Source organism: Marinobacter sp. (assembly GCF_048266785.1).
In the GTDB taxonomy this organism is placed as follows: Bacteria; Pseudomonadota; Gammaproteobacteria; order Pseudomonadales; family Oleiphilaceae; genus Marinobacter.
This window is the reverse complement of the sequence record NZ_JBLWYX010000001.1, coordinates 680,089-701,920: the sequence shown is the minus strand read 5'-3', so window position 1 is coordinate 701,920 and position 21,832 is coordinate 680,089. Positions and strand designations below refer to the sequence as shown.

Below are 21,832 nucleotides of genomic sequence, written 5' to 3'. Positions count from 1 at the left end.
TGTACGGCAAGCCCGAAACAAAAATGCCTAGCGCATTTTGTTACGCAACTGCTGAATCGTACGAAGCTGAGCAACAGCCTCAGCCAACTCTGCGGCGGCGCGGACATATTCGAATTCACCGGTCTTGTTGGCAAGTGCTTTCTCGGCTTCTTTCTGAGCCTCGATTGCAGCGGCTTCGTCCACATCCTTTGCACGAACCGCCGTATCGGCCAACAAAGTCACCAGATTGGGCTGAACTTCCAGATAGCCACCGGACACGTAAAGAATTTCTTCCTCACCACCCTGCTTGATGATCCGAATAGGCCCAGGCTTAAGCTCGGTCAGCAGCGGCGCGTGACCCGGTGCAATACCCAGGTCACCTTCAGAGCCGGCTGCGATCAACATTTCCACCAATCCGGAATAGATCTTCGTTTCGGCACTTACCACATCACAATGCACGGTCATACCCATGTCAGTTGCCTCTTTGATCGATCCGGAAACAAACGCAATGGCTCAGAATCAGCTCTTGGCCTTGCTCTTCATTTCCTTCGCTTTCTCAACCGCTTCCTCAATGCCACCGACCATGTAGAACGCCTGCTCAGGCATATCATCGTAGTCGCCGTTAAGGATGCCCTGGAAGCTGCTGATGGTTTCTTTCAGGGAAACGTACTTACCGGGTGAACCGGTGAATACTTCAGCAACATGGAACGGCTGGGACAGAAAACGCTCAATCTTACGGGCACGGGCTACTGTCAGTTTATCTTCTTCTGACAGTTCGTCCATACCCAGGATGGCGATGATGTCTTTCAGTTCCTTGTAACGTTGCAGGTTGGTCTGCACGCCACGAGCTACTTCGTAATGCTCATCACCGATGATCAGTGGGTCCAGCTGACGCGAGGTGGAATCCAGCGGATCGATCGCCGGGTAGATACCCTTGGAAGCGATATCACGGCTCAGTACCACGGTTGCATCCAGGTGCGAGAAGGTGGTGGCGGGTGACGGGTCAGTCAAGTCATCCGCCGGTACGTATACTGCCTGGACAGACGTGATGGAGCCTGTCTTGGTGGAGGTAATACGCTCCTGCAGCTCACCCATCTCCTGGGCCAGCGTCGGCTGGTAACCTACCGCTGAAGGCATACGGCCCAGCAGTGCAGATACCTCAGTACCCGCGAGGGTGTAACGGTAAATGTTGTCAACGAACAACAGTACGTCACGACCTTCGTCACGGAACTTCTCAGCCATGGTGAGGCCGGTCAGGGCGACACGCAGACGGTTTCCGGGGGGCTCGTTCATCTGGCCATAGACCATCGCTACTTTATCAAGAACGTTGGAGTCCTTCATTTCGTAGTAGAAGTCGTTGCCTTCACGAGTCCGCTCACCAACACCTGCGAATACGGAGAGACCGGAGTGCTCTTTCGCGATGTTGTTGATCAGCTCCATCATGTTAACGGTCTTGCCTACACCGGCGCCGCCGAACAGGCCAACTTTACCACCCTTGGCGAACGGGCAGATCAGGTCGATAACCTTGATGCCGGTTTCCAGCAAGTCTGCAGACGCTGCCTGGTCGGCATAGCCCGGAGCTTTGCGGTGGATACCCCAACGCTCTTCTTCACCGATCGGACCCTGTTCGTCGATGGGACGACCCAGAACGTCCATGATACGGCCAAGGGTCTTGGTACCAACCGGTACCGAGATTGCCTTGCCTGTGTTTTCTGCTTTCAGGCCTCGCTTAAGGCCGTCGGTGCTGCCCATGGCGATGGTACGAACGATTCCGTCACCCAGCTGCTGCTGGACTTCCAGAGTTGTTTCGCCACCTTCAAGCAGCAGTGCGTCATATACCTTGGGTACGGAGTCACGTGGAAATTCCACGTCGATAACCGCGCCAATGATCTGAACGATTTGTCCGCTACTCATGCTCGGTTCCTCGTTATCTTAAGTAGTCAATAAAACCAGTTGGATTGTGGGCCGGATCAGACCGAAGCCGCCCCGCTCACAATCTCCGAAATCTCTTGGGTGATAGCTGCCTGACGCGCCTTGTTGTAAGCCAACTGAAGCTCGCCGATAATGTCACCGGCATTGTCGGTTGCGCTCTTCATGGCGATCATCCGGGCTGCCTGTTCACATGCCAGATTCTCTACCACACCCTGATATACTTGGGACTCAATAAAACGTGGCAGAAGACCATCGAGGATCTGCCTGGCATCGGGCTCGTAGAGATATTCCCACTGGTTCTTGATCTCTTCTTCGTCTTCGCTCTCAGGCAGAGGCAGGAGCTGCTCTACCGTCGGGCGTTGGGTCATGGTGTTGACGAACTCGTTGCTGACCACATAAAGGCGGTCAATATTGCCTTCCGAGAACGCATCCAGCATAACCTTTACGTTGCCGATGAGTTTTTCAGAGCTCGGGCTATCACCCAGATGGGTCAGCGCCGCAACGACGTTACCGCCGTAGCTCCCGAAAAAGGAGGCCCCTTTCTGCCCGATGGCGCACAGATCGGTTTCCACCCCTTTGTCTTTCCACGCTTTCATTTCACGGACAAGCGCCTTGAACAGGTTGATATTCAGACCACCGCAAAGGCCACGATCAGTTGACACCACAATATAGCCCACACGCCTGACATCGCGCTGAACCATGAACGGGTGTTTGTACTGAGCATTCGCTTTGGCAATGTGCCCGATTACCTGCCGCATCTTCTCGGCATACGGGCGGGTAGCCTGCATGCGTTCCTGAGCTTTACGCATCTTGCTCGCCGCTACCATTTCCATGGCACTGGTGATCTTCTGCGTGCTCTTGATGCTTGAAATCTGGTTACGTATTTCTTTGCCGACGGCCATAACTCACTGCCTTCTCAAGTTAGACACTCGTTGCTTCGAAAGCGGCCCGCGGCTCTTGCTGCGGACCCGTTTCTTACCAGCTCTGAGTGGTCTTGAATTTCTCAAGTGCAGCTTTAAGGCCGGCAGCGATTTCGTCGTTGTAATCGCCTTTCTCGTTGATCTTGGCGAGCAGGTCTTTCTGTTCGGAGCGCATCCAGTCGAGCAACTGCGCTTCGAACGTCACAACCTTGTCGACATCAACATCGTCCAGGAAGCCTTCGTTGGCTGCAAACAGAACCGTACCCATTTCAGCCACAGACATCGGGCTGTACTGGTTCTGCTTCATGAGTTCCGTAACACGCTGACCATGCTCAAGCTGCTGACGGGTTGCTTCGTCAAGATCTGAAGCGAACTGTGCGAAAGCGGCAAGCTCACGATACTGGGCCAGTGCCAGACGGATGTTACCGCCGAGCTTTTTCATGATCTTGGTCTGGGCAGCGCCACCAACCCGGGATACGGATACACCGGCGTTCATGGCCGGGCGGATGCCGGAGTTGAACAGGTTGGTTTCCAGGAAGATCTGGCCGTCGGTGATCGAGATTACGTTGGTCGGTACGAATGCAGATACGTCACCGGCCTGGGTCTCAATGATCGGCAGAGCGGTCAGGGAACCAGTTTTGCCTTTCACTTCACCGTTGGTAAATTTCTCAACGTAGTCTGCGTTAACACGGGAAGCGCGCTCCAGCAGACGTGAGTGCAGATAGAACACGTCACCCGGGTAAGCTTCACGGCCCGGCGGACGACGCAGCAGCAGGGAGATCTGGCGATAAGCCACAGCCTGCTTGGATAGATCATCATAGATGATCAGGGCGTCTTCACCACGGTCACGGAAATATTCACCCATGGAGGTACCAGAGTACGGAGCCAGAAACTGCATCGCTGCCGGATCGGCGGCGCCAGCAGCAACTACGATGGTGTGATCCATCGCGCCGTGCTCTTCCAGCTTGCGCACAACCGCCGCAATGGAAGACTGCTTCTGTCCAACGGCCACATAGATACACTTGATGCCGCTGTTTTTCTGGTTGATGATGGCGTCAATGGCGACGGCTGTCTTACCAATCTGACGGTCACCGATGATCAGCTCGCGCTGGCCACGACCGATAGGCACCATGGTATCGATGGCTTTCAGGCCGGTCTGTACCGGCTCATCAACAGACTGACGCTCGATAACGCCCGGTGCAACCTTCTCAACCGGAGCGGTAAGATCAGTGCCCAGCTCGCCTTTACCATCAATCACATTACCCAGACCGTCAACTACGCGACCCAGCAGCTCCGGGCCAACCGGAACTTCCAGAATACGCCCGGTACAACGAACTTTCTGGCCTTCTGCCAGTTCTTCGTAGTCGCCCAGCACAACCGCACCTACGGAGTCACGCTCCAGGTTCAGAGCCATGCCGAAAACGCCGTTGGCAAATTCAATCATCTCACCGGACATAACGTCGGCAAGACCGTGGATCAGTACGATCCCGTCGGAAACAGACAGGATTGTACCTTCGTTTTTTGCTTCAGAAGAGATATCGAGTTTTTCGATTCTCTTCTTGATGATGTCACTGATCTCGGATGGATTCAGTTGCTGCATGCCAATATCCTCAAACCTTGTGCTGAAATCAGGAGCCCAGAGCGTCGGCCAGCTTGTTCAGCTTTCCGCGTACCGATGCGTCAATCACCATATCGCCGGTGCGAATAATCACACCGCCAATCAATGACTTGTCTAAAGACGCTGCGAGTGACACTTGCCGCTCGAGTTTCTTCGAGAGTGCCTGGGCGAGCTTCTGTTGCTGTTCGTCCGTCAGCTCAAAGGCTGCGGTCACTTCGATATCAACAGTGCGCTCCAGATCAGCCCGGTACGTGTCGAAGAGCGCTGCAATCTCGGCAAGAAGAGCGAGTCGGCGGTTTTCAGCCAGCACAGCAAAGAAGTTGTGTACCTGTTCTGAGTCGCCTGCTTCAGCGACGTCCAGAATCATGTCTGCCTTCTTCTGCTCTTCCAGACCCGGATTCGCTAGAAGCTGTCGAATGTCTTTGTTCGCAGTGATCTGTCCGGCAATCGTCAGTACCCGGGACCACTCAGCAAGCTGGTCGTGTTCCCGGGCAGCGGAAAATGCTGCCTTTGCGTAAGGACGGGCCAGCGTTCTCAGTTCTGCCATGATGAACCTCGTCGTTTAAAGTTCTGCCGCCAGTTTTTCCAACATTTCGTTGTGCTTGGAGGCATCGACAGAGGTTTCCAGAATCTTCTCGGCACCCGCAACGGCGATGACGGCAATTTCTGCACGCAGCGCATCACGAGCCTGATTCCGTTCCTGTTCAATTTCGGCCTTGGCCTGCTCAATCAGCTTCTCACCTTCTTTGCGGGCGTCATCCTTGGATGCTTCCACAATCTGGGCAGCGCGCTTGTTAGCCTGCTCAATAAGGCCGGCGGCCTGCTGCTTGGCGTCACGCAGTGCCTGAGCTGACTTGTCCTGCGCCAGTTCAAGATCACGTGCTGCACGATCTGAAGCAGCCAGTCCGTCAGCGATCTTCTTTTGTCGTTCCTGCAAAGCGGCAATGACCGGAGGCCAGACCAGCTTCATACAGAAAACAACAAAGATAAAGAACGCGATGGCTTGACCAAGAATCGTCAAATTAATGTTCACGTCTTCACCTCTCGCCTGTTATGTAAGAAAACACCGTTCCGGAACATTCCGGTGGCGATTCGATTAACCGGCGAGCTGGCCGACAAACGGGTTGGCGAAGGTGAAGAACAGTGCAATACCAACACCGATCATGGTCACGGCATCCAGCAGACCTGCAACGATGAACATTTTAACCTGCAGCATTGGGGTCATTTCCGGCTGGCGCGCAGCACCTTCCAGGAATTTGCCACCCAGAATACCAAAGCCAATAGCAGTACCCAGTGCGCCCAGGCCGATCAGCAATGCAACAGCAATCGCGGTCATTCCAACTACAGTTTCCATGATAACTCCCAGTCTTCAGTTTGGTTTTCAGTTTAAGGGTTAGGGGTTCAGAACTACGTTTTCAACACTTAATCAGTGACTGTCTTCGTGCGCCATACTCAGGTACACGATGGTCAGCATCATAAAGATGAAGGCCTGCAACGTGATGATCAGTATGTGGAAGATCGCCCAGGGTACAGACAGCGCCCATTGTGCCCAGAAGGGCAGCAGAGCAATCAGGATGAAGATCAGCTCGCCCGCATAGAGGTTACCAAACAGACGTAGCGCCAGTGAAACAGGCTTGGCCAGCAAGCTGACACCTTCCAGCAGCAGATTGACCGGAATCAGCACAAGCTTCAGGAAGAAATTGTCAGATGAGAACGGGTGCAGCGTAAGCTCGCCAACGAAGCCACCTACACCTTTGATCTTGATGCTGTAATAGATAATCAGCGCGAACACTGACAGTGACATGCCCAGGCTCACGTTGATGTCCGTGGTCGGAACGATCTTCATGAACGGGAAACCTGCCAGCGTAAACAGGTGCGGAATGAAATCAACTGGTACCAGATCCATCAGGTTCATCAGGAAAACCCAACAGAAAATAGTCAGTGCCAGCGGCGCAATAACGGCGTTCTTGCCGTGGAAGGTTTCCTTTACGCTGTTATCAACAAACGTAACCATCACTTCTACAAAGTTCTGAAGCCCACCCGGCACGCCAGAGGTCGCGCGCTTGGCGGCGATGCGGAACAGAAACAGAAACAGGACTCCCAGACCAATGGCCCAGGCCATGGAATCCACGTGAATCGCCCAGAAGCCCATATCGGAAGCTTCTTTGGCGGTTTGTGCGATGGTCCAGGATGTGTCAGAAAGCACAGTACCGTCAAAACGTTCATAACCTTCCGGCAACTGCCCATAGGTCAGGTTCTGGAGGTGATGCTGGATATACTCGGATGCGGTTGTGCCTGCCATATCGTTCTCTCAGGTCCTGTTAGCGTCGCTGCGAGCTGTTTACCAAAAGCGGCGTTAACCAGTTGGTGACCAGCATGATCGCAAATGTTAAAAAAAGTGCCGCTACGTCAAGCGGCTGAATCCATGTAAACACCACCGTAAACAAGATGGCACTCAGAATGAGCTTGCCGGCCTCACCCTGATAAAAAGAGCTTATGATCTTTTTGGCAGACCGCGCGCCGGTGTAGCGGAATGCCTTAAGCGCAAAGTAACCGTGGGGCAGCAGAAAAATGAGACCACCCAGAAGCGCTGAATAACCGGAAATCTGACCACGAAACAGAAACGCCAGACTGACCAGAACAAGTACCACACTCTTTACTGCAAACCATTGTGCGATCGGCGGACGCTGAATACCGCCCGGAGCTGCTTTAGCCATGCTTGTCCCAGAGTTCGATGCTGTTAACCGATGCCGTCTAAAAAGTGGACAGGCGCACCGATATGAGCGCCGCAGATTATATGTGTTCAATGTGCATGAATCAACAAAACCGCACCAACTGCAAACCGTGAAAAACCGCAAGAGCACCGGGGTTGGTGCTCATCCGACACAAATAGGCGCTCGTTCAGTTTTTAACCACTACATGTTGTGTATGGCGGCGGCAACAAACTTTCATGACGGGTTCGAACGTAATGGGAAAATCCGGCGTCTTACCGGATATGACCCAGAATACCGTCCAATTCGTCCAGTGAACTGTACTCAATCACCAGTTTGCCCTTGCCACGTTGCCCTTGAGCAATGGACACTTTTGCCCCCAGACGCTCGGCGAGATCATCCTGCAGTGCACGAATGTTGGGATCGATGGCATCTGATTTAGCCGGTTTCCCGGTTGTCGTTTCCTGCTGAACCCGACGCACTAGCGCTTCAGTCTGCCTTACTGACAGCGACTTGGCGACCACCTGTTTTGCGACCTGCATCTGTTGTTCCGGCGAGAGTGTCAGCATGGCGCGACCGTGGCCCATTTCCAGGTCGCCGTGCTCCAGCATTAAACGTACATCTTCGGTCAGGCCAATCAGGCGCAGAAGGTTGGTGATGGTGGTGCGGGATTTACCCACGGCTTCGGCCACCTGGGCCTGAGTCAGGCCAAACTCTTCTTGCAGGCGCTGAAGGGCGAAGGCTTCTTCAATGGGGTTGAGGTTTTCACGCTGGATGTTTTCGATAAGCGCCATGGCGATGGCCGCTTCGTCAGGAACATCCCGGATAATGGCGGGTATGCTGTCCAGTTCCGCCATCTGGGTGGCGCGCCAACGACGCTCGCCGGCGATCAGCTCATAGCGACCCTCGGCAATGGGGCGAACCACAACCGGCTGCATCACGCCTTGCTGACGAATAGAATCCGCCAGCTCCTGCAGAGCAGTGGGATCCATGTCACGACGTGGCTGAAAACGGCCGCGCTGGATCAGATCGATGGGAACCTGTCGCAACTCACCGTCGTGGTCTTTCAGTTCCTGATCCAGGTTAACCCTGGACCCGGCCAGCAGGGCTCCCAGCCCGCGCTCGCCCAATCCTCGTTTCTTCGCCGCCATGGTATCAGTCATTCTTCCCGTTGATAGTCGTTGTGCATCTTTTAAGAGAGACGAGCCGCCATGTTACACCGCAACCTCAGCGGATGTCTTTTCTGCCCTGTGGCGACGCACCATTTCGCCGGCTAGCGCCAGGTAAGCAATAGCGCCCTTGGACGCCTTGTCGTATTTCAATGCCGGCAGCCCGTAACTGGGTGCTTCGGCCAGGCGCACGTTGCGTGGAATGACGGCTCGATAAACCTTGTCCCCGAAATACTCGGTAAGCTGGCCAGACACATCCAGTGTGAGGCTGTTCCGGGGGTCGTACATGGTTCTGAGAATGCCTTCGATCTCCAGTTCCGGATTGACCGTTTCCTTGATCTGCTCAACGGTATTCATCAGTGCGGCAAGGCCTTCCAGTGCGTAGTACTCACACTGCATGGGGATAAGCACTGAGTCAGCTGCGGAAAGCGCGTTGACGGTCAACAGGCTGAGTGAAGGCGGACAGTCGATCAGAATGTAGTCGTAATTTTCGCGGACGCTGTTGATGGCAAGTCTCAGCCGGTGCTCCCGGCCGATTTCGTTCATCAGCGCCACTTCTGCAGCCGTCAGGTCGCCGTTCGAGGGCATGATATCGAAGCCGGAAGCTTCCGCATGGATAATCACCTCAGCTGCCGTCGCTCGTTTGGTGAGCAGGTCGTATCCTGAGAGCTCCAGCCCGCTTTTATCCACACCGCTGCCCATGGTGGCGTTGCCCTGGGGATCCATATCCACCAGCAGAACCCGGCGCTTGGTGGCGGCCAGTGAGGCGGCAAGGTTGACGCAAGTGGTGGTTTTGCCAACACCACCCTTCTGATTGGTCACTGCAATCACGCGCGCCATGTCTCGCCTCCTTGTTATTAAATACAGCTGCCGAATACAGTTGCGGGTTACTCAGACTGCTATCTACCGGGACTGCTCTGCCTTGGTCACAACCAGCAGGTGTCTCTCACCGCCGACGCCGGGGACCTCAAGGGAATGGCTGGATGATACCTGCCAACCGGCAGGAAGGGCAGCTACTTCATCATCCGGATACTGGCCTTTCATGGCAAGGAAACTACCTTCAATGGCCAGCAGATCACCACACCAATCCACCAGGTTATCCAACGCGGTAAACGCACGGCTGCTGACCTGGCTGAACGGTTGTTCGGGCTTGCAGTCTTCGGCACGACCGTGAACCACGTCCACGTTTTTCAGACCAAGCTCAAGCACACACTGATTCAGGAATCGGGTTTTTTTACCGTTGCTATCCAAAAGGGTGAAATGCTTTTCTGGCAGCACAATAGCCAGAGGGATACCCGGCAAGCCGCCGCCGGCACCGACATCGAGCAGATGCTCCGTGGTTACCCAAGGCAGAATGCTAAGGCTGTCGAGCAACTGCCGGGAGACCATCTCCCCCTCGTTGCGCACAGCCGTGAGGTTGTAGGCCTTGTTCCATTTATTGAGCAGGGACAAAAATGCCAGCAGCTCTTGTTGCCGGGTTTCGCTCAGGGAAAGCTGCATCGCGGCCAGCCCTTCCCGGAGCTGGCGTTGCCAGAGTGTTTGGGTCATAGAGGTGCTCAGGCGCTCTGTTTGCGCAGAAGCTCGCGCTTTTTCAGGTTCACCAGAATCTGCGAGATCGCAGCCGGCGTAACGCCCTGAATCCGCGAAGCCTGGGCCACCGTTTCGGGGCGAACCTCTTTCAGCTTCTGTTTGATCTCGTTGGACAGGCCACCGATGACATCGTAATCCAGATCTATGGGCAGAGCAGTGTTCTCATTCCGGCGCAGGCGCTCAATTTCTTCGGCCTGGCGTGAAATGTAACCTTCGTACTTGATCTCGATTTCGACCTGCTCTGCCACAACCGGATCATCCGCCTGGGCGGCACCGATCTCGGCAATATGGCTGTACACAACCTCCGGGCGACGAAGCAGCTCCGCCAGGGTGTGATCCCGGGTCATCGGCTGCTTGAGAAAGCCATTGGCGCGCTCGCCTGCATCGGTTGCAGGATGAATACGGGTGGACTCCAGGCGTTTGCGCTCAGTCGCTATGGCCTCGAACTTGGCATTGAATTTCTGCCAGCGCTCATCATTCACCAGGCCGAGTTTGCGGCCGGCTTCGGTCAATCGCAGATCGGCGTTGTCTTCGCGCAAAATCAGGCGGTACTCGGCCCGGCTGGTAAACATGCGATAAGGCTCGCTGGTGCCCATGGTGATCAGATCGTCGACCAGCACCCCCAGATAGGCCTCATCCCGGCGTGGATACCATTCGCTTTTCTCCTGCGAGCGCAGGGCTGCGTTGATGCCTGCCAGCAACCCCTGGGCGCCGGCTTCTTCATAGCCAGTGGTGCCATTGATCTGGCCAGCAAAATAGAGGCCCTGAATGAACTTGGTTTCCAGTGTGTGGCGCAGGTCCTGCGGGTTCAGGTAATCGTATTCGATGGCGTAGCCCGGCCGTGTGATATGGGCGTTTTCAAAGCCCGGAATCGTGCGCACGGCGGCAAGCTGGATATCAAACGGCAAACTCGTAGAAATGCCGTTTGGGTACAGCTCATGGGTGGTAAGGCCCTCAGGCTCTACAAAAATCTGGTGCGAGTCCTTGTCGGCAAAGCGACTGACTTTGTCTTCAATCGACGGGCAGTAGCGCGGCCCTATGCCTTCAATGTTGCCGGCAAACATGGGCGAGCGATCAAAACCACTGCGGATAATATCGTGGGTCTGCTCAGTGGTGCGGGTTACGTAGCAGCAGACCTGCTCAGGATGCTGATCACGGCTGCCGATAAAAGACATGACCGGCGTCGGGTCATCGCCCCACTGCTCCTGCATCACGGAAAAATCGACACTGCGGGCATCGATGCGCGGCGGTGTGCCGGTTTTCAGCCGGCCCACGTTAAATGGCAGCTCCCGTAAACGCTGAGCCAGTGCGTTGGCAGGCGCGTCGCCGGCACGGCCACCGGCGTGGTGCTGCATACCAATATGGATAACGCCGCCAAGGAAAGTACCGGTTGTCAGTACCACGGTTTTGGCATTGAACCGGATACCGGTCTGGGAAACAACGCCGGTAACCTGATTGTTTTCCACAATCAGATCGTCTGCTGCTTGCTGGAACAGCGTCAGGTTGGGCTGGTTTTCCAGAGTGTGGCGAATCGCCGCCTTGTACAGAACCCGGTCAGCCTGGGCACGGGTAGCGCGTACCGCCGGGCCTTTGCGACTGTTAAGTACCCGGAACTGGATGCCGGCCAGGTCAGTCGCCTGCGCCATGGCGCCGCCGAGAGCGTCAATTTCCTTCACCAGATGGCTTTTGCCAATGCCCCCGATCGCCGGGTTACAGGACATCTGGCCGAGGGTTTCGATGTTGTGAGTCAGCAGCAGGGTTTGGGAGCCCATTCGCGCAGCCGCAAGCGCGGCTTCGGTACCAGCATGGCCGCCGCCAATGACAATGACATCGAAACGCGTTGGAAAATCCACAGTTCACCTCGGAATTCGGGGGATAAAAACAGGGCGGGGAGTATAACGTTTCACCCGTGAAAATGCAGTCTGGATGTGCAAATTTTAACCAGAAGCGTCTCCGGGTAAGAATTTCCAGGCAGAGTACCCAGGGAAAACTTCTACCCCGCGCCGGTTCTCACGCTGCGAAAAACCGAAATTATCGGGTTTTCATAAGCTTGGGCTGCTCTCTTCACAAAAGTTTTCAAGAAAGTTATCCACATCAACCGACACTTAACAGACACCCTGAAGACAACATTAAGCTGTTGTTTTTAATATATTTAAATAAATATACTCAAAGCTTATCCGCAGCTTATCCAACTATTTATCCACAGATTCCTGTTGTGTTCTTCGTCTAAGGCGCCACACGGCTATCAACACAAACCCATTGGCCAGAGACAGCAGCAGGAAAAACCCCGGGATGCCCACATCAAGAATCCCAAGTACAAGAATTCCCACAAGTGCGCTCACTACCATGAACAGCGCGTTGATCACGTTCAGTGCAGCAATGATTCGCGCCCGTTTGTTTTGTGGGGTTTCATGCTGGATAAACGCGTAAAGGGGCACAATAAAAAGCCCCCCGCATACCCCGATGCCGACCAGATCAAGCAGCACCCGGATGTAAACCGGGTCTGTCACCAGCGTCCACCAGGTAGAGGGTTCCGGGCTTGCCGGTACCGCAAAGAACAGATCCACCCCCAAAAGGGTCAGGCCAAGCGCACCCCATGGCACAGGCGCCAGAGTGATGCGATGCCGGGTGAGGCGCTCACACATCATTGAGCCGATGGAGATGCCCACAATAAACATGGACAGCAGCAGGGTAACCACGGTTTCGTCGCCCTGAAGATTGCCGTGGGCAAAGCTGGGAAACTGGGTGAGATAAGCGGCGCCAAGAAACCAGAACCAGGATATGGCCAGAATCGCCCATAGCACCGGCTTACGCTCAGCCGCTACGCCCATCAGGCGCCAGGTTTCCAGAACCGGCCGAAAGCGCACCGCCTGCCCCGCAATGTCGGTACCGGTTTCCGGTACCTGTCGCGCTACCAGATACCCCAGAATCGACATCACCAGCACGCTTACCGCCGTGAGTTTTGCCGCCGCCTCAAGGCCCATCAGCAAACCAGCCGCAATGGTGCCGAGCAAAATAGCCACAAAAGTGCCCATGCTTACAAGGCCATTGCCCCCTACCAGCTCATCATCGCCAAGTACCTGCGGTAGAATGGCGTACTTCACCGGGCCGAAGAAGGTGGACTGGGTGCCCATCAGGAACAGCAGAACCAACAGCCCTTCATACCAGCCAGACCAGAGCGCCAATGCGGCGATGGCCATAATACCTATTTCAGCCAGCTTTACCTTGCGGATAATGGCAGCTTTCTCATAGCGATCGGCCATTTGCCCTGCAATACCGGAGAACAGGAAAAACGGCAGGATAAACAGGAAGGCAGCCAGATTTATCACCGTGTTCACTGAAAGCCCGAACAGGCCGGTGGTCTGGTAGGCAATCAGCAGTAGCAGAGCATTCTTATAGAGGTTGTCATTGAATGCGCCGGAAAACTGGGTGAGATAAAACGGCAAAAAACGCCGCTGTCCCAGTAAACGGAACTGACTGTGATTGGCCATGAAAACATCCGGGTTGCTGGGTTACGCCAGACCTTTCAATAGTCTGACGAGCTGGCCCGGGGCAGAGATGCCTGGCGTTCCAGCTCATGTTCAATCGCACTTGCCGATTTGGCAAAGCCGGCCAGCAGATTATAAAGCACCGGAATGATAAACAACGTAAGCGTAGTCGCAAAAATCAATCCGCCCAGAATCACCATGCCAATAGCCGCCCTGCTCTCGGCACCTGCACCGGTGGCAATGACCAGTGGCACCGCGCCGAAGACCGTGGAAATCGTCGTCATCAGCACGGGCCGGAAACGCAAGGACGCGCCCTCCAGTATAGCGTCTTTCACCTCGTACCCTTTATCACGGAGCTGGTTGGCGAACTCGACAATCAATATGCCGTTTTTCGACATCAGCCCCAGCAACATAATGATTCCGATCTGGCTGTATATGTTCAGGCTGATACCGCTCCACCAGAGCGCCAGTAATGCGCCAGTTACGGCCAGCGGCACCGGCAGCATGATGATCAGCGGGTGAATCCAGCTTTCGAACTGAGCCGCCAGCACCAGGAACACAATAATAAAAGCCAGCCCGAAGGTGACATAGATAGCAGCGGAGGAGTCCTGGAATTCCCGGGACAACCCCCGGTAACTCACCCGCGCTTCGGGTGGCAGGTTATCCACTGACAGATTATTCAGATAGGTCAGCGCCGAGCCAAGGTCATAACCATCCGCCAGAGAGGCACTGATGATCACCGCCGGCAACCGGTCAATCCGCCGCAAGTCCGGGTTTGCGCCTACTTCTTCAATTGATACAAGTGCTTGAAGGGGTATGAGCGAACCGCCTTCTCTCGGCCGCAGAAAAATCTGCCCAAGATCATCCGGGGTGGCACGATCAGCATCGGCCGCCTGCACAACCACATCGTATTCGCGGCCACGATCCAGATAGGTCGTCACCTGCCGCGACGCAAGCATGGTTTGCAGGGTCAAACCGACGTCCTCAACGGTTATATCCAGGTCTGCCGCGCGCTCACGATCGATTGTCAGTCGCAGTTCCGGTCGGGTCAGCTCAAAGTCGGTTTCTAGGTTCAGTAAATCCGGATTCTCCTTCGCCCGCTCTACAATTTCCTCACTCCAGGCCTGAACCGATTCGTAGTCCGGGCCAGCAATGACAAATTCCACTGGCTGGCTGAACCCTCTCTGTCCCAGCCCCGGAGGGTTTACGGCCACGATCCGGATACCGGCAACCTCGCTCAGTTTATCCCGCAGCTCGCTGGTGATCTGCTGTTGCTTGATGTCCCGCTCTTCCCAAGGCGCCAGGCCCATGATCATAAAGGCATTATCTTCTTCATCACGAAAACCGACGATTGAGAGCAAACGATTGGCTACGCCCGACTCGATATAGGGCAACAGCTTTTCTTCAGCCTTGCGGACATAATGGTCTGTAAATTCCACGGTCGAACCCCGGGGAGCACTGGCAGGCATGATGATAATGCCACGATCTTCCGTAGGCGCCAGCTCCTGGGGTAGCTTCGGATAAATCACTGCCGCAACGATCAGCCCCACAACACCCAGACCAATCAGCAAGCCGGGCTGATTCAGAGAGAAGCGCAACAGCCGCTCGTACCCCCGGGTGAGGCCATTCAGTACGTTCTCGCTCGCCGCCCACAGGCGATGTCCCTCGACCGATTCCGGGCTGTGCCGGAGCCATTTTGAACACAGCATGGGCGCGAGAGTCAGCGCAACCAGACTGGATACCACCACAGCAGCCGCGAGAGTGAAGCCGAATTCCGCAAACAGGCGGCCAATATTGCCGCCCATAAACGAAATGGGCACAAACACTGCCACCAGCGTCAGGGTGGTGGCTATAACAGCAAAAGCTACCTGCTTGGCACCCCGATAAGAAGCCAGCAGCGGCGGCTCACCCTCGTCAATTCGACGCTGGATGTTTTCCAGCATGACAATCGCATCGTCCACCACCAGGCCTATCGCCAGGATCACAGCCAACAGTGTCAGCACATTGATGGAAAAGCCCAGGAAACCCAGACCTATAAAAGCACCGATTACTGCAACTGGAATAGTCACTGCCGGAATCAGGGTAGCCCGCCAGGACCGGAGGAAAAGGAAGATAACCAGAATCACCAGAGAAACAGCAATCGCCAGCGTAATGACCACTTCGTTGATTGAAGCACGAATAAAAATAGATTCATCGTAGCTTTCAGCAATCGTCACTTCCGGCGGCAGGGTTTCCCGGATCTTCTCCAGCTCAGCCTTGACTGCGTCAGATACAGCCACCGTATTGGCTTTGGACTGGCGAATAATTCCCATACCGATCGCTGTCTGGCCATTGGCACGAAGGCGACCGACGTCTGACTCCACCCCCATATTAATGTTGGCGACCTCGCCCAGGCGCAACAAGTCGTTGTTGTTTCTGCGGATGACCAGCTCGCGGAATTCTTCCACGGTGGAAAGCCGGCCTTCGGCCCGAACGGTGAAGTTACGGGTGGAAGAGTCCACGGAGCCAGCCGGCAACTCCACATTGTTCGCGCGTAGAGCCCTTTCCACTTCCGCCACAGTGATGTTTCTGGCTGCTAACCTCTCCCTGTCGAGCCAGACCCTGATGGCGTACCGTCGTTCACCACCAATGCTCACGTCTGCAACTCCATCCAGAACGGACAAACGGTCAGCCAGAGCGCGATCTGCAAAGTCGCTCAACTCGGCACTGTCCCAGAGATCACTGCGCAGAGTTACCCACATCATCGGCCGGGCATCAGAATCCGCCTTGCGCACGACCGGTGCATCCGCTTCATCGGGTAGTTGGTCAGCAACCCGGGAAACAGCATCACGAACGTCATTGGCAGCGATGTCTACATCCCGGGAGGTAGAAAATTCTATACTGGTCCGAGACTCTCCCTGTTCAGTGGAAGACTCAATTGACCGGATGCCTTCAATTCCGCTGATAGCACCTTCGATCACCTGAGTGATCTGTGTATCCACCACTTCCGCTGCGGCACCCGTATAGTTGGTGGAAATGGACACCACTGGAGGGTCGATATCCGGGTACTCCCGAACCGGAAGGCCGAACAGGGCCGCCAGACCAAACACAACAATCAGCAGGCTGAGAACCGTTGCAAAAACGGGGCGCTTTATGGAGACATCTGAAAGGATCACCGTCAGGAATCCACAGTCTTGGCGAAACGGTTGTCCGGTATGGCATTGTCTTCATCCACCACCCGAATTCGATTGCCGCTGCTCAGGCGATCCTGCCCGGTAACGATCACCCTGTCCTCCAGAGTCAGACCCTCCGCCACTTCCACCAGACCCGGCGTCCTTGAGCCAAGAACGACGGATAAGCGTCTTGCGATACCATCCTCGGCCACGAACACATATTTTTCCTCACCGCGAATCATGACCGCCTGCTCAGGAATCAGCAGTGCTTGCCGCTCTCTCAGGGTCAGCGTCGCTGAGATGAACTGCCCGGGGCGCAGTTTGCCGTCGGGATTATCGAGCAAAGCCCGCACTGGAAGGGTCCGGCTGAGTTCATTGATGCGGGAGCCCAGCTCGGTGAGCACTCCGGAAAAACGGGTATCCTGAAAAGCGGGTGAGCTGCCAAACACCTGTTGGCCCAAACCAACCTGCCCCACGAACCGCTCGGGGACTGCAAAGTTGAGTTCCATCCTGTCTGTGTTATCGAGCGTAGTGAGGGTCGTGCCGGCGGTGACATAAGCACCAATGCTGATATCACTGAGCCCGACAACGCCTGCAAACGGTGCTTCAATCCGATGGTTCTCCAGGCGCACCTGCACCGCCTGACGTTGGGCCTCCGAAACGTCAACTGCGGTGCGAAGCTCGTCCACCTGGGATTGGGAAATGCTGTTGTTGGAGCGAAGACTGTTGGCACGTTCAAACTTTCGGCGGGCATCGGCCAATTGCGCCTCGATGACCTTCAGATCCGCTCTCGCCTGGCGATCATCGAGCCGCAAAAGCACATCGCCCTGCTCCACCCGACGGCCCGTTTCAAGATTGAGTGATACCACGCGCCCACTGACTTCTGTGGTCAACTCCACCGCGTTCAAGGCCTTGAGGTTACCAACTGCCTTGATCACATCACGCACAGTATCCAACTCAGGTGGCCGTGTATTAACGACGCTGGCAGGCCGTTCGCGATCGCTTTGAGCCATTGCTTCACTGTCCAGTGAACGGTAGGTAAGAGCAGCACCCGCCGCGACTGCCACCAGTATCAGTCCGATCAGCCATTGCTTCAGCATAGAATTTCCAGTGTCCATCACGTTTGTTCAGATAGTCGTTACCGTTTCTGAATAACCAGAACGATCTCTCCGACATCAATACCCCATTTACTCATGGTGGTCTGATTGATCAGGGTGTCGGGTGTCGCCAGGTACATCCAGTCGTCCATCCGTACATCCAGGGTTCCATCGCCGTAAGCAACCCGGAGTACATAATTCATATGAATAGTATTACCACTCCATCGCATGGTTCCCGGTTCAACCACGTCAACCGCCTCTGCACGGTAACTGTCGGCGGTATCTGATGGTGTCAACGTCCAGACCCGGGTTTGCACTTCACCATCATCAAAACGGAACACTTCATCCAGCGTGCCCACTCCGGCACTGTCCCAGGACGCTGAGATATCCGCATCAAAGGTGCGAATCACTTCTCCGGAAATGTCCTTGACTACACCACGAGCCGTAAGTTCACCGGTAAAAAACTGCTCCGGGATCAGCTTGGGGCCGCGCTCTGCATAATCAGTCAGCGCAGGTCCGGAACAGCCACTTAACAGCACTAAAGCGGCTATAAACAAGAGTATAGAGCGCCGGCCGACTTTGGGGATCATCGAACACCGGCTTTGCATGTTTTTTACACTATACATAGGGATACTCCATCAAAAGGCGTCATCAAATTTCACGGTTAAAAGCTGTTGTGTGAATACGCTAAAAGGATCCGCTTCGATCAACCGATGGCTCCGGCGCACCGCTCTGACTGTCTTTTTTGACACTGCCGTAAGCGCTTTTCGTCAATGGAAACCCCAGTGGAATGCCGTAAAACAGCGGGCAACTTTGCGGTGAACAACTCCCGCACTCAAATTATCAGACGGGTACAGAGGATTGATTATGCCGGTATACAAGGCGCCCCTGCGACGAGGAAGGCTGTTCGCTGAAAGACAGTGTGGTAACCACCCCGAAAGGCTACAAAGAAGCATACGATCAATACGTTATGGGAGGTTGGCAGGGCCTTTCGGCGCCGGAAGAATATGGCGGCCAGGGCCTGTTGAAGCAGGAAATGATGGGCACCGCGCGGGTCGCCAGCTTCGCCCGTAAGCACTTAACCGACAGCCGTTTACATCCGTTTGCCCTGGATTTGCTCAAGCTCACTGCACAGTGGAACCTGCTTACCGTGAGAATCATGTTTGCAGCCCGCAGGGATCGCGACCTTGTCAGCGCCGCTACCCGGGATTTTTTAGTCACGCACCAAAAGATTACAGACCGTACTTGGTTCCAATTGCATCATAGGTGCCATTTTTTCTGATGACTTCGAGGGCTTTGTTCAGGTCTTCAATAACTTCGTCGGGGGTATCCGGGCTCATCGCCAGGTACAGATCAACATCGTTGAACGAATATACCGGAACCAGTCCTTCTATATCCTGCTGCGAAGCAAGGTATGGTCCTCCAAGGCGCTCTGCAATCCACAGATCAATCTGGCCCAGCGCCAGGCGCTTCGGGTTGAGATCGTCACTGTCGATCACGGACATTTTATAGCCACGCTTCAGAAGGTACTCGCTCCTGACATCGTTGCGATAACCGCCGATGGTTTTGCCCTTGGCATCCTCCAACCTTTCCATTGTAAAAGTGCTTCCCGGCGCTGCAAAAATGGTCCACAGGTTCTGCGCCAGCGGCCCTACCCACTTGAACAGCGGAGCACGCTCTTCGGTATAGGTGGTGCAAAAGATACCGTGATTGGCTTTGGACAGCGCGCGGTTATAGCCGTAATTCCAATTGCGCAGCTTTATCCGGTAATCGTAGCCGGATTGATCCAGAACCGCTTTCGCTCTTTCCGTACAAATACCATCAATCTTGTCCGCACTGTGTTCAAACGCGCGACCATTTGAGCTCATGTTGTAGGGCGGGAAATTTTCGGTATACATATACAGTCTTTCAGATGCGAAAACCTGGGATGTATTGAGAAGAGTCAGCATTGCCAAAATAAATAAAGAAATTAACTGCATGGAAAAGTCTCCTTTAAAAGACGTTCCGGGACAAAGTGCTCGAAGAAATTGGAAGCGTGTTAAATCCGAGTGTAGCGCAAGGTCAATGCAGTTTTACGTTTAAAGGTGTGTCGATATGTAAAACCGGAAACGTGAAAAGAGTGCGGAATTCAGCAGATCAGGCCCCTCGGTAATCTTGTCGGTAAACTCGTTGCAGAACACCGTTGGGCCCACGCACCACTTTGATACGCTCGATGGCGGCGGGCGGTGGCAAAAAGGTGCGAATGATATTATTTAACGTTTACAAATTACAATACGTCTCACTAGTTCACGAATTCAGGGTTCCACTGGGTTCCGTCTGCGCAAAACCGTTCCCCTGTCACCTACTGCGTAAACCGCACCGCTACGAGTGGTACAAACCGCGCGCAAACCAGCATCACTGCCACTAGGTTCCGTTAGCCACTGATCACCATCAAGGCGCAGCACGCAGCCCCGGGTGCCAACGGCGAAGGCGCCTGCGGTGTCCGAGCCGGAGATCGACAACAAATCTTCCCGCAGGCGAGTAGCCATCATCTGCCAGCGCTGCCCATTGAAGTGAGCCAATGTGCCCGACAGGCCAACGGCGTAGATATTACTCAGGCTGTCGCCCCATATATCGTATAGAAAGTTCTCGGTGCCTACGTTGAATTTGCCCCAGTCTTTGCCGTTGTACCTCAGCACCAACCCGAAATCGCCGGGCACCAACATGTGTTCGTTATCCCAGGCCCACAGACTGTAAAGCGCGGACTGGGTGCCGCTGGGCATGCGCTGCCAGCGCAGACCGTCGAAGTGCAGCACCAAGCCGTCATCGCCCACTGCGTAAAGGGATTCCGGGCTGTTGCCCCACATGGCAAGAATGGTGAGGTCCAGATTCAGATCGTAATGCAGGGCCCATTGCTGGCCGTCAAAACGGTAAATGCGCCCGAGCTGGCCCGCCGCAAACAAACCGCCGCCAGTATCCCACAGGCAGTGCACCGCCAGGTCACTGGGCGCCGGCAGCAACTCCCAGCTCTCACCCTGCAGGCGCATCACCGTGCCGGATTCACCACAGGCATAACAGGTGCCATCGGGGCCTTCAGTAAACCCCCAAAGCTGACCCTTGATCGGCACATCCATGACTTCCCAAGGGCTGGCGGCAACTACCATGGGCGGCGGTGCCAGTGCCTGGGTGAAATCTTCTGCGGCAGTCATGATGGTGCCAAAATCGCCTACCACCAGAGCTTCACCTGTGGATAGCACGATAATGTCCATCAGATCGTGATGGCTGTTGCTCTCCAGCTTGTCCAACCGCAGGTCCTTCAGGTAGTACAAATGGCCCTGGTCGCCGACAATCAGTACACCACTTTTATAAGCTTTGAGCGCCCTAAGGCGCGGCATCGGATCGTCAAATTTGAGTGCCTGAAACTGCCCGTTCTGATAGCGCACCAGCTCGCCACGAAAGCCGCCCTGATCTACCAAATAACGACCACCGCCCAGCAGCAAACTGCCATCGTCCATCACCAGCAAGGAGTGAAACCCGGAACCTAAAGGGCAATCCAGTTTTGTCCACAGGCCTTCGCGGTCGCGCCGAAGCACCGAGCCTTCGCCGCCTGCAGCGTAAACCGAATTATCGGGTGCGCATGCGACGGCCCGCAGATTGACCTGGGTAGGACTTTGTTCGCGCTGCCAGTTAGCGCCGTCAAAATGTAAAATCATGCCATCGTCACCGACTGCCCATGCCTGGCCCTGGTCGTTACCGTCAATGGCAAACAACGGCGTATTTTCTTCACAGGCGGCAAAGCGCCCGCCTTTCTCATCAATCATCCCACCCCGCAGTAACTGCCATTGGGTGCCGTCATAGTGCAACAGGGCACCCATCCAGCCCACGGCAAAGAGATTATTGGCAGCCGGCCCCCAGATACCGTGCAGCGGCAACCGCGTGGGCAGCGTCATGGGCTGCCATTGAGGCCCTCCAGCATCGACGCTACCGGTATAACGCAGCACCATGCCTTCATCACCCACAACGAACAGCTCACCGTTGCCGGTCCAGCCCGACCAAAGCACATCCCCATCGCCGGCACCCACTTCCGGTACCCTGCGCCAAGGTGCGCGGCCAGGTGCGGAAGCGTTATCCGTACCCAGCAGTTGTTGGAAAAAGCGACGGCGTTCTGGCGCGCGAGTGTCAGACATGGCAATACTC

19 protein-coding genes and 1 pseudogene are annotated in these 21,832 nt (G+C 55.1%); 1 reads left to right on the top strand and 19 read right to left on the bottom strand.

The genetic code is table 11. The features are described 5' to 3' along the window. Positions 1–27: 27 nt before the first annotated feature. The 17 genes from ACN0V1_RS03255 to ACN0V1_RS03175 form a co-directional block, all read right to left on the bottom strand. Positions 28–450, bottom strand: coding sequence for a F0F1 ATP synthase subunit epsilon (locus ACN0V1_RS03255; protein ID WP_291951301.1), 423 nt, complete (start codon positions 448–450; stop codon positions 28–30). 48 nt (positions 451–498) lie between these two features. Further along, positions 499–1,893, bottom strand: a complete 1,395-nt coding sequence (gene atpD / locus ACN0V1_RS03250; protein WP_417543593.1) for a F0F1 ATP synthase subunit beta — start codon at positions 1,891–1,893, stop codon at positions 499–501. A 56-nt stretch (positions 1,894–1,949) separates the two neighbouring features. After that, a complete protein-coding gene (gene atpG, locus ACN0V1_RS03245) occupies positions 1,950–2,813 on the bottom strand; it encodes a F0F1 ATP synthase subunit gamma (RefSeq protein WP_417543592.1) in 864 nt (287 codons plus the stop codon). A 73-nt stretch (positions 2,814–2,886) separates the two neighbouring features. Next, positions 2,887–4,431: a F0F1 ATP synthase subunit alpha gene (gene atpA, locus ACN0V1_RS03240; RefSeq protein ID WP_417543591.1), complete on the bottom strand. Its 1,545-nt coding sequence runs from the start codon at positions 4,429–4,431 to the stop codon at positions 2,887–2,889. A gap of 28 nt (positions 4,432–4,459) precedes the next feature. Continuing rightward, complete coding sequence (locus ACN0V1_RS03235) at positions 4,460–4,996, bottom strand: F0F1 ATP synthase subunit delta (protein WP_417543590.1); 537 nt, start codon at positions 4,994–4,996, stop codon at positions 4,460–4,462. A 15-nt stretch (positions 4,997–5,011) separates the two neighbouring features. Then, complete coding sequence (locus ACN0V1_RS03230) at positions 5,012–5,482, bottom strand: F0F1 ATP synthase subunit B (protein ID WP_417543589.1); 471 nt, start codon at positions 5,480–5,482, stop codon at positions 5,012–5,014. Positions 5,483–5,545: 63 nt separating this feature from the next. Next, positions 5,546–5,803, bottom strand: a complete 258-nt coding sequence (atpE, locus tag ACN0V1_RS03225) for a F0F1 ATP synthase subunit C (protein WP_026224019.1) — start codon at positions 5,801–5,803, stop codon at positions 5,546–5,548. A gap of 72 nt (positions 5,804–5,875) precedes the next feature. Next, the gene (gene atpB, locus ACN0V1_RS03220) at positions 5,876–6,751 is read right to left on the bottom strand and encodes a F0F1 ATP synthase subunit A (RefSeq protein ID WP_417543588.1); all 876 of its coding nucleotides are present in this window, start codon (positions 6,749–6,751) and stop codon (positions 5,876–5,878) included. A gap of 19 nt (positions 6,752–6,770) precedes the next feature. Next, positions 6,771–7,166 (bottom strand): ATP synthase subunit I, encoded by a 396-nt coding sequence (locus tag ACN0V1_RS03215; protein ID WP_417543587.1) that lies wholly within the window; start codon positions 7,164–7,166, stop codon positions 6,771–6,773. Between the two features lie 269 nt (positions 7,167–7,435). Continuing rightward, the gene (locus tag ACN0V1_RS03210; protein ID WP_417543650.1) at positions 7,436–8,311 is read right to left on the bottom strand and encodes a ParB/RepB/Spo0J family partition protein; all 876 of its coding nucleotides are present in this window, start codon (positions 8,309–8,311) and stop codon (positions 7,436–7,438) included. A gap of 63 nt (positions 8,312–8,374) precedes the next feature. Continuing rightward, positions 8,375–9,169, bottom strand: coding sequence for a ParA family protein (locus ACN0V1_RS03205; protein ID WP_417543586.1), 795 nt, complete (start codon positions 9,167–9,169; stop codon positions 8,375–8,377). Positions 9,170–9,232: 63 nt separating this feature from the next. Continuing rightward, complete coding sequence (gene rsmG / locus ACN0V1_RS03200) at positions 9,233–9,877, bottom strand: 16S rRNA (guanine(527)-N(7))-methyltransferase RsmG (RefSeq protein WP_417543585.1); 645 nt, start codon at positions 9,875–9,877, stop codon at positions 9,233–9,235. An 8-nt stretch (positions 9,878–9,885) separates the two neighbouring features. Further along, positions 9,886–11,772 carry a tRNA uridine-5-carboxymethylaminomethyl(34) synthesis enzyme MnmG gene (gene mnmG, locus ACN0V1_RS03195; protein ID WP_417543584.1) on the bottom strand — a complete coding sequence of 629 codons (1,887 nt, stop codon included), beginning with the start codon at positions 11,770–11,772 and terminating at the stop codon, positions 9,886–9,888. 339 nt (positions 11,773–12,111) lie between these two features. Next, complete coding sequence (locus ACN0V1_RS03190; RefSeq protein WP_417543583.1) at positions 12,112–13,410, bottom strand: MFS transporter; 1,299 nt, start codon at positions 13,408–13,410, stop codon at positions 12,112–12,114. A gap of 35 nt (positions 13,411–13,445) precedes the next feature. Next, the gene (locus tag ACN0V1_RS03185; protein WP_417543582.1) at positions 13,446–16,562 is read right to left on the bottom strand and encodes an efflux RND transporter permease subunit; all 3,117 of its coding nucleotides are present in this window, start codon (positions 16,560–16,562) and stop codon (positions 13,446–13,448) included. A 2-nt stretch (positions 16,563–16,564) separates the two neighbouring features. Then, on the bottom strand, positions 16,565–17,659 hold the full coding sequence (locus tag ACN0V1_RS03180; protein WP_417543581.1) for an efflux RND transporter periplasmic adaptor subunit: 1,095 nt from the start codon (positions 17,657–17,659) through the stop codon (positions 16,565–16,567). Positions 17,660–17,697: 38 nt separating this feature from the next. Then, positions 17,698–18,246 (bottom strand): DUF3833 domain-containing protein, encoded by a 549-nt coding sequence (locus ACN0V1_RS03175; protein ID WP_417543649.1) that lies wholly within the window; start codon positions 18,244–18,246, stop codon positions 17,698–17,700. 302 nt (positions 18,247–18,548) lie between these two features. Between ACN0V1_RS03175 and ACN0V1_RS03170 the strand changes: the two are divergent. Continuing rightward, a pseudogene (locus ACN0V1_RS03170) lies at positions 18,549–18,707 on the top strand (hypothetical protein); the annotation flags it as partial. 181 nt (positions 18,708–18,888) lie between these two features. Here ACN0V1_RS03170 and ACN0V1_RS03165 read toward each other — a convergent pair. Both ACN0V1_RS03165 and ACN0V1_RS03160 read right to left on the bottom strand, forming a co-directional pair. Next, positions 18,889–19,635, bottom strand: a complete 747-nt coding sequence (locus tag ACN0V1_RS03165; RefSeq protein WP_417543580.1) for a substrate-binding periplasmic protein — start codon at positions 19,633–19,635, stop codon at positions 18,889–18,891. 315 nt (positions 19,636–19,950) lie between these two features. Next, positions 19,951–21,822 carry a WD40/YVTN/BNR-like repeat-containing protein gene (locus ACN0V1_RS03160; protein ID WP_417543579.1) on the bottom strand — a complete coding sequence of 624 codons (1,872 nt, stop codon included), beginning with the start codon at positions 21,820–21,822 and terminating at the stop codon, positions 19,951–19,953. Positions 21,823–21,832 lie beyond the last annotated feature (10 nt).

What these genes read in the sequence shown, in the direction of transcription:
- ACN0V1_RS03255 (WP_291951301.1), bottom strand. Translation starts at nt 450, where the DNA reads ATGGGTATGACCGTGCATTGTGATGTGGTAAGTGCCGAAACGAAGATC.
- atpD (WP_417543593.1), bottom strand. Translation starts at nt 1,893, where the DNA reads ATGAGTAGCGGACAAATCGTTCAGATCATTGGCGCGGTTATCGACGTG.
- atpG (WP_417543592.1), bottom strand. Translation starts at nt 2,813, where the DNA reads ATGGCCGTCGGCAAAGAAATACGTAACCAGATTTCAAGCATCAAGAGC.
- atpA (WP_417543591.1), bottom strand. Translation starts at nt 4,431, where the DNA reads ATGCAGCAACTGAATCCATCCGAGATCAGTGACATCATCAAGAAGAGA.
- ACN0V1_RS03235 (WP_417543590.1), bottom strand. Translation starts at nt 4,996, where the DNA reads ATGGCAGAACTGAGAACGCTGGCCCGTCCTTACGCAAAGGCAGCATTT.
- atpE (WP_026224019.1), bottom strand. Translation starts at nt 5,803, where the DNA reads ATGGAAACTGTAGTTGGAATGACCGCGATTGCTGTTGCATTGCTGATC.
- atpB (WP_417543588.1), bottom strand. Translation starts at nt 6,751, where the DNA reads ATGGCAGGCACAACCGCATCCGAGTATATCCAGCATCACCTCCAGAAC.
- ACN0V1_RS03215 (WP_417543587.1), bottom strand. Translation starts at nt 7,166, where the DNA reads ATGGCTAAAGCAGCTCCGGGCGGTATTCAGCGTCCGCCGATCGCACAA.
- ACN0V1_RS03210 (WP_417543650.1), bottom strand. Translation starts at nt 8,311, where the DNA reads ATGGCGGCGAAGAAACGAGGATTGGGCGAGCGCGGGCTGGGAGCCCTG.
- ACN0V1_RS03205 (WP_417543586.1), bottom strand. Translation starts at nt 9,169, where the DNA reads ATGGCGCGCGTGATTGCAGTGACCAATCAGAAGGGTGGTGTTGGCAAA.
- rsmG (WP_417543585.1), bottom strand. Translation starts at nt 9,877, where the DNA reads ATGACCCAAACACTCTGGCAACGCCAGCTCCGGGAAGGGCTGGCCGCG.
- ACN0V1_RS03190 (WP_417543583.1), bottom strand. Translation starts at nt 13,410, where the DNA reads ATGGCCAATCACAGTCAGTTCCGTTTACTGGGACAGCGGCGTTTTTTG.
- ACN0V1_RS03180 (WP_417543581.1), bottom strand. Translation starts at nt 17,659, where the DNA reads ATGCTGAAGCAATGGCTGATCGGACTGATACTGGTGGCAGTCGCGGCG.
- ACN0V1_RS03175 (WP_417543649.1), bottom strand. Translation starts at nt 18,246, where the DNA reads ATGATCCCCAAAGTCGGCCGGCGCTCTATACTCTTGTTTATAGCCGCT.
- ACN0V1_RS03165 (WP_417543580.1), bottom strand. Translation starts at nt 19,635, where the DNA reads ATGCAGTTAATTTCTTTATTTATTTTGGCAATGCTGACTCTTCTCAAT.
- ACN0V1_RS03160 (WP_417543579.1), bottom strand. Translation starts at nt 21,822, where the DNA reads ATGTCTGACACTCGCGCGCCAGAACGCCGTCGCTTTTTCCAACAACTG.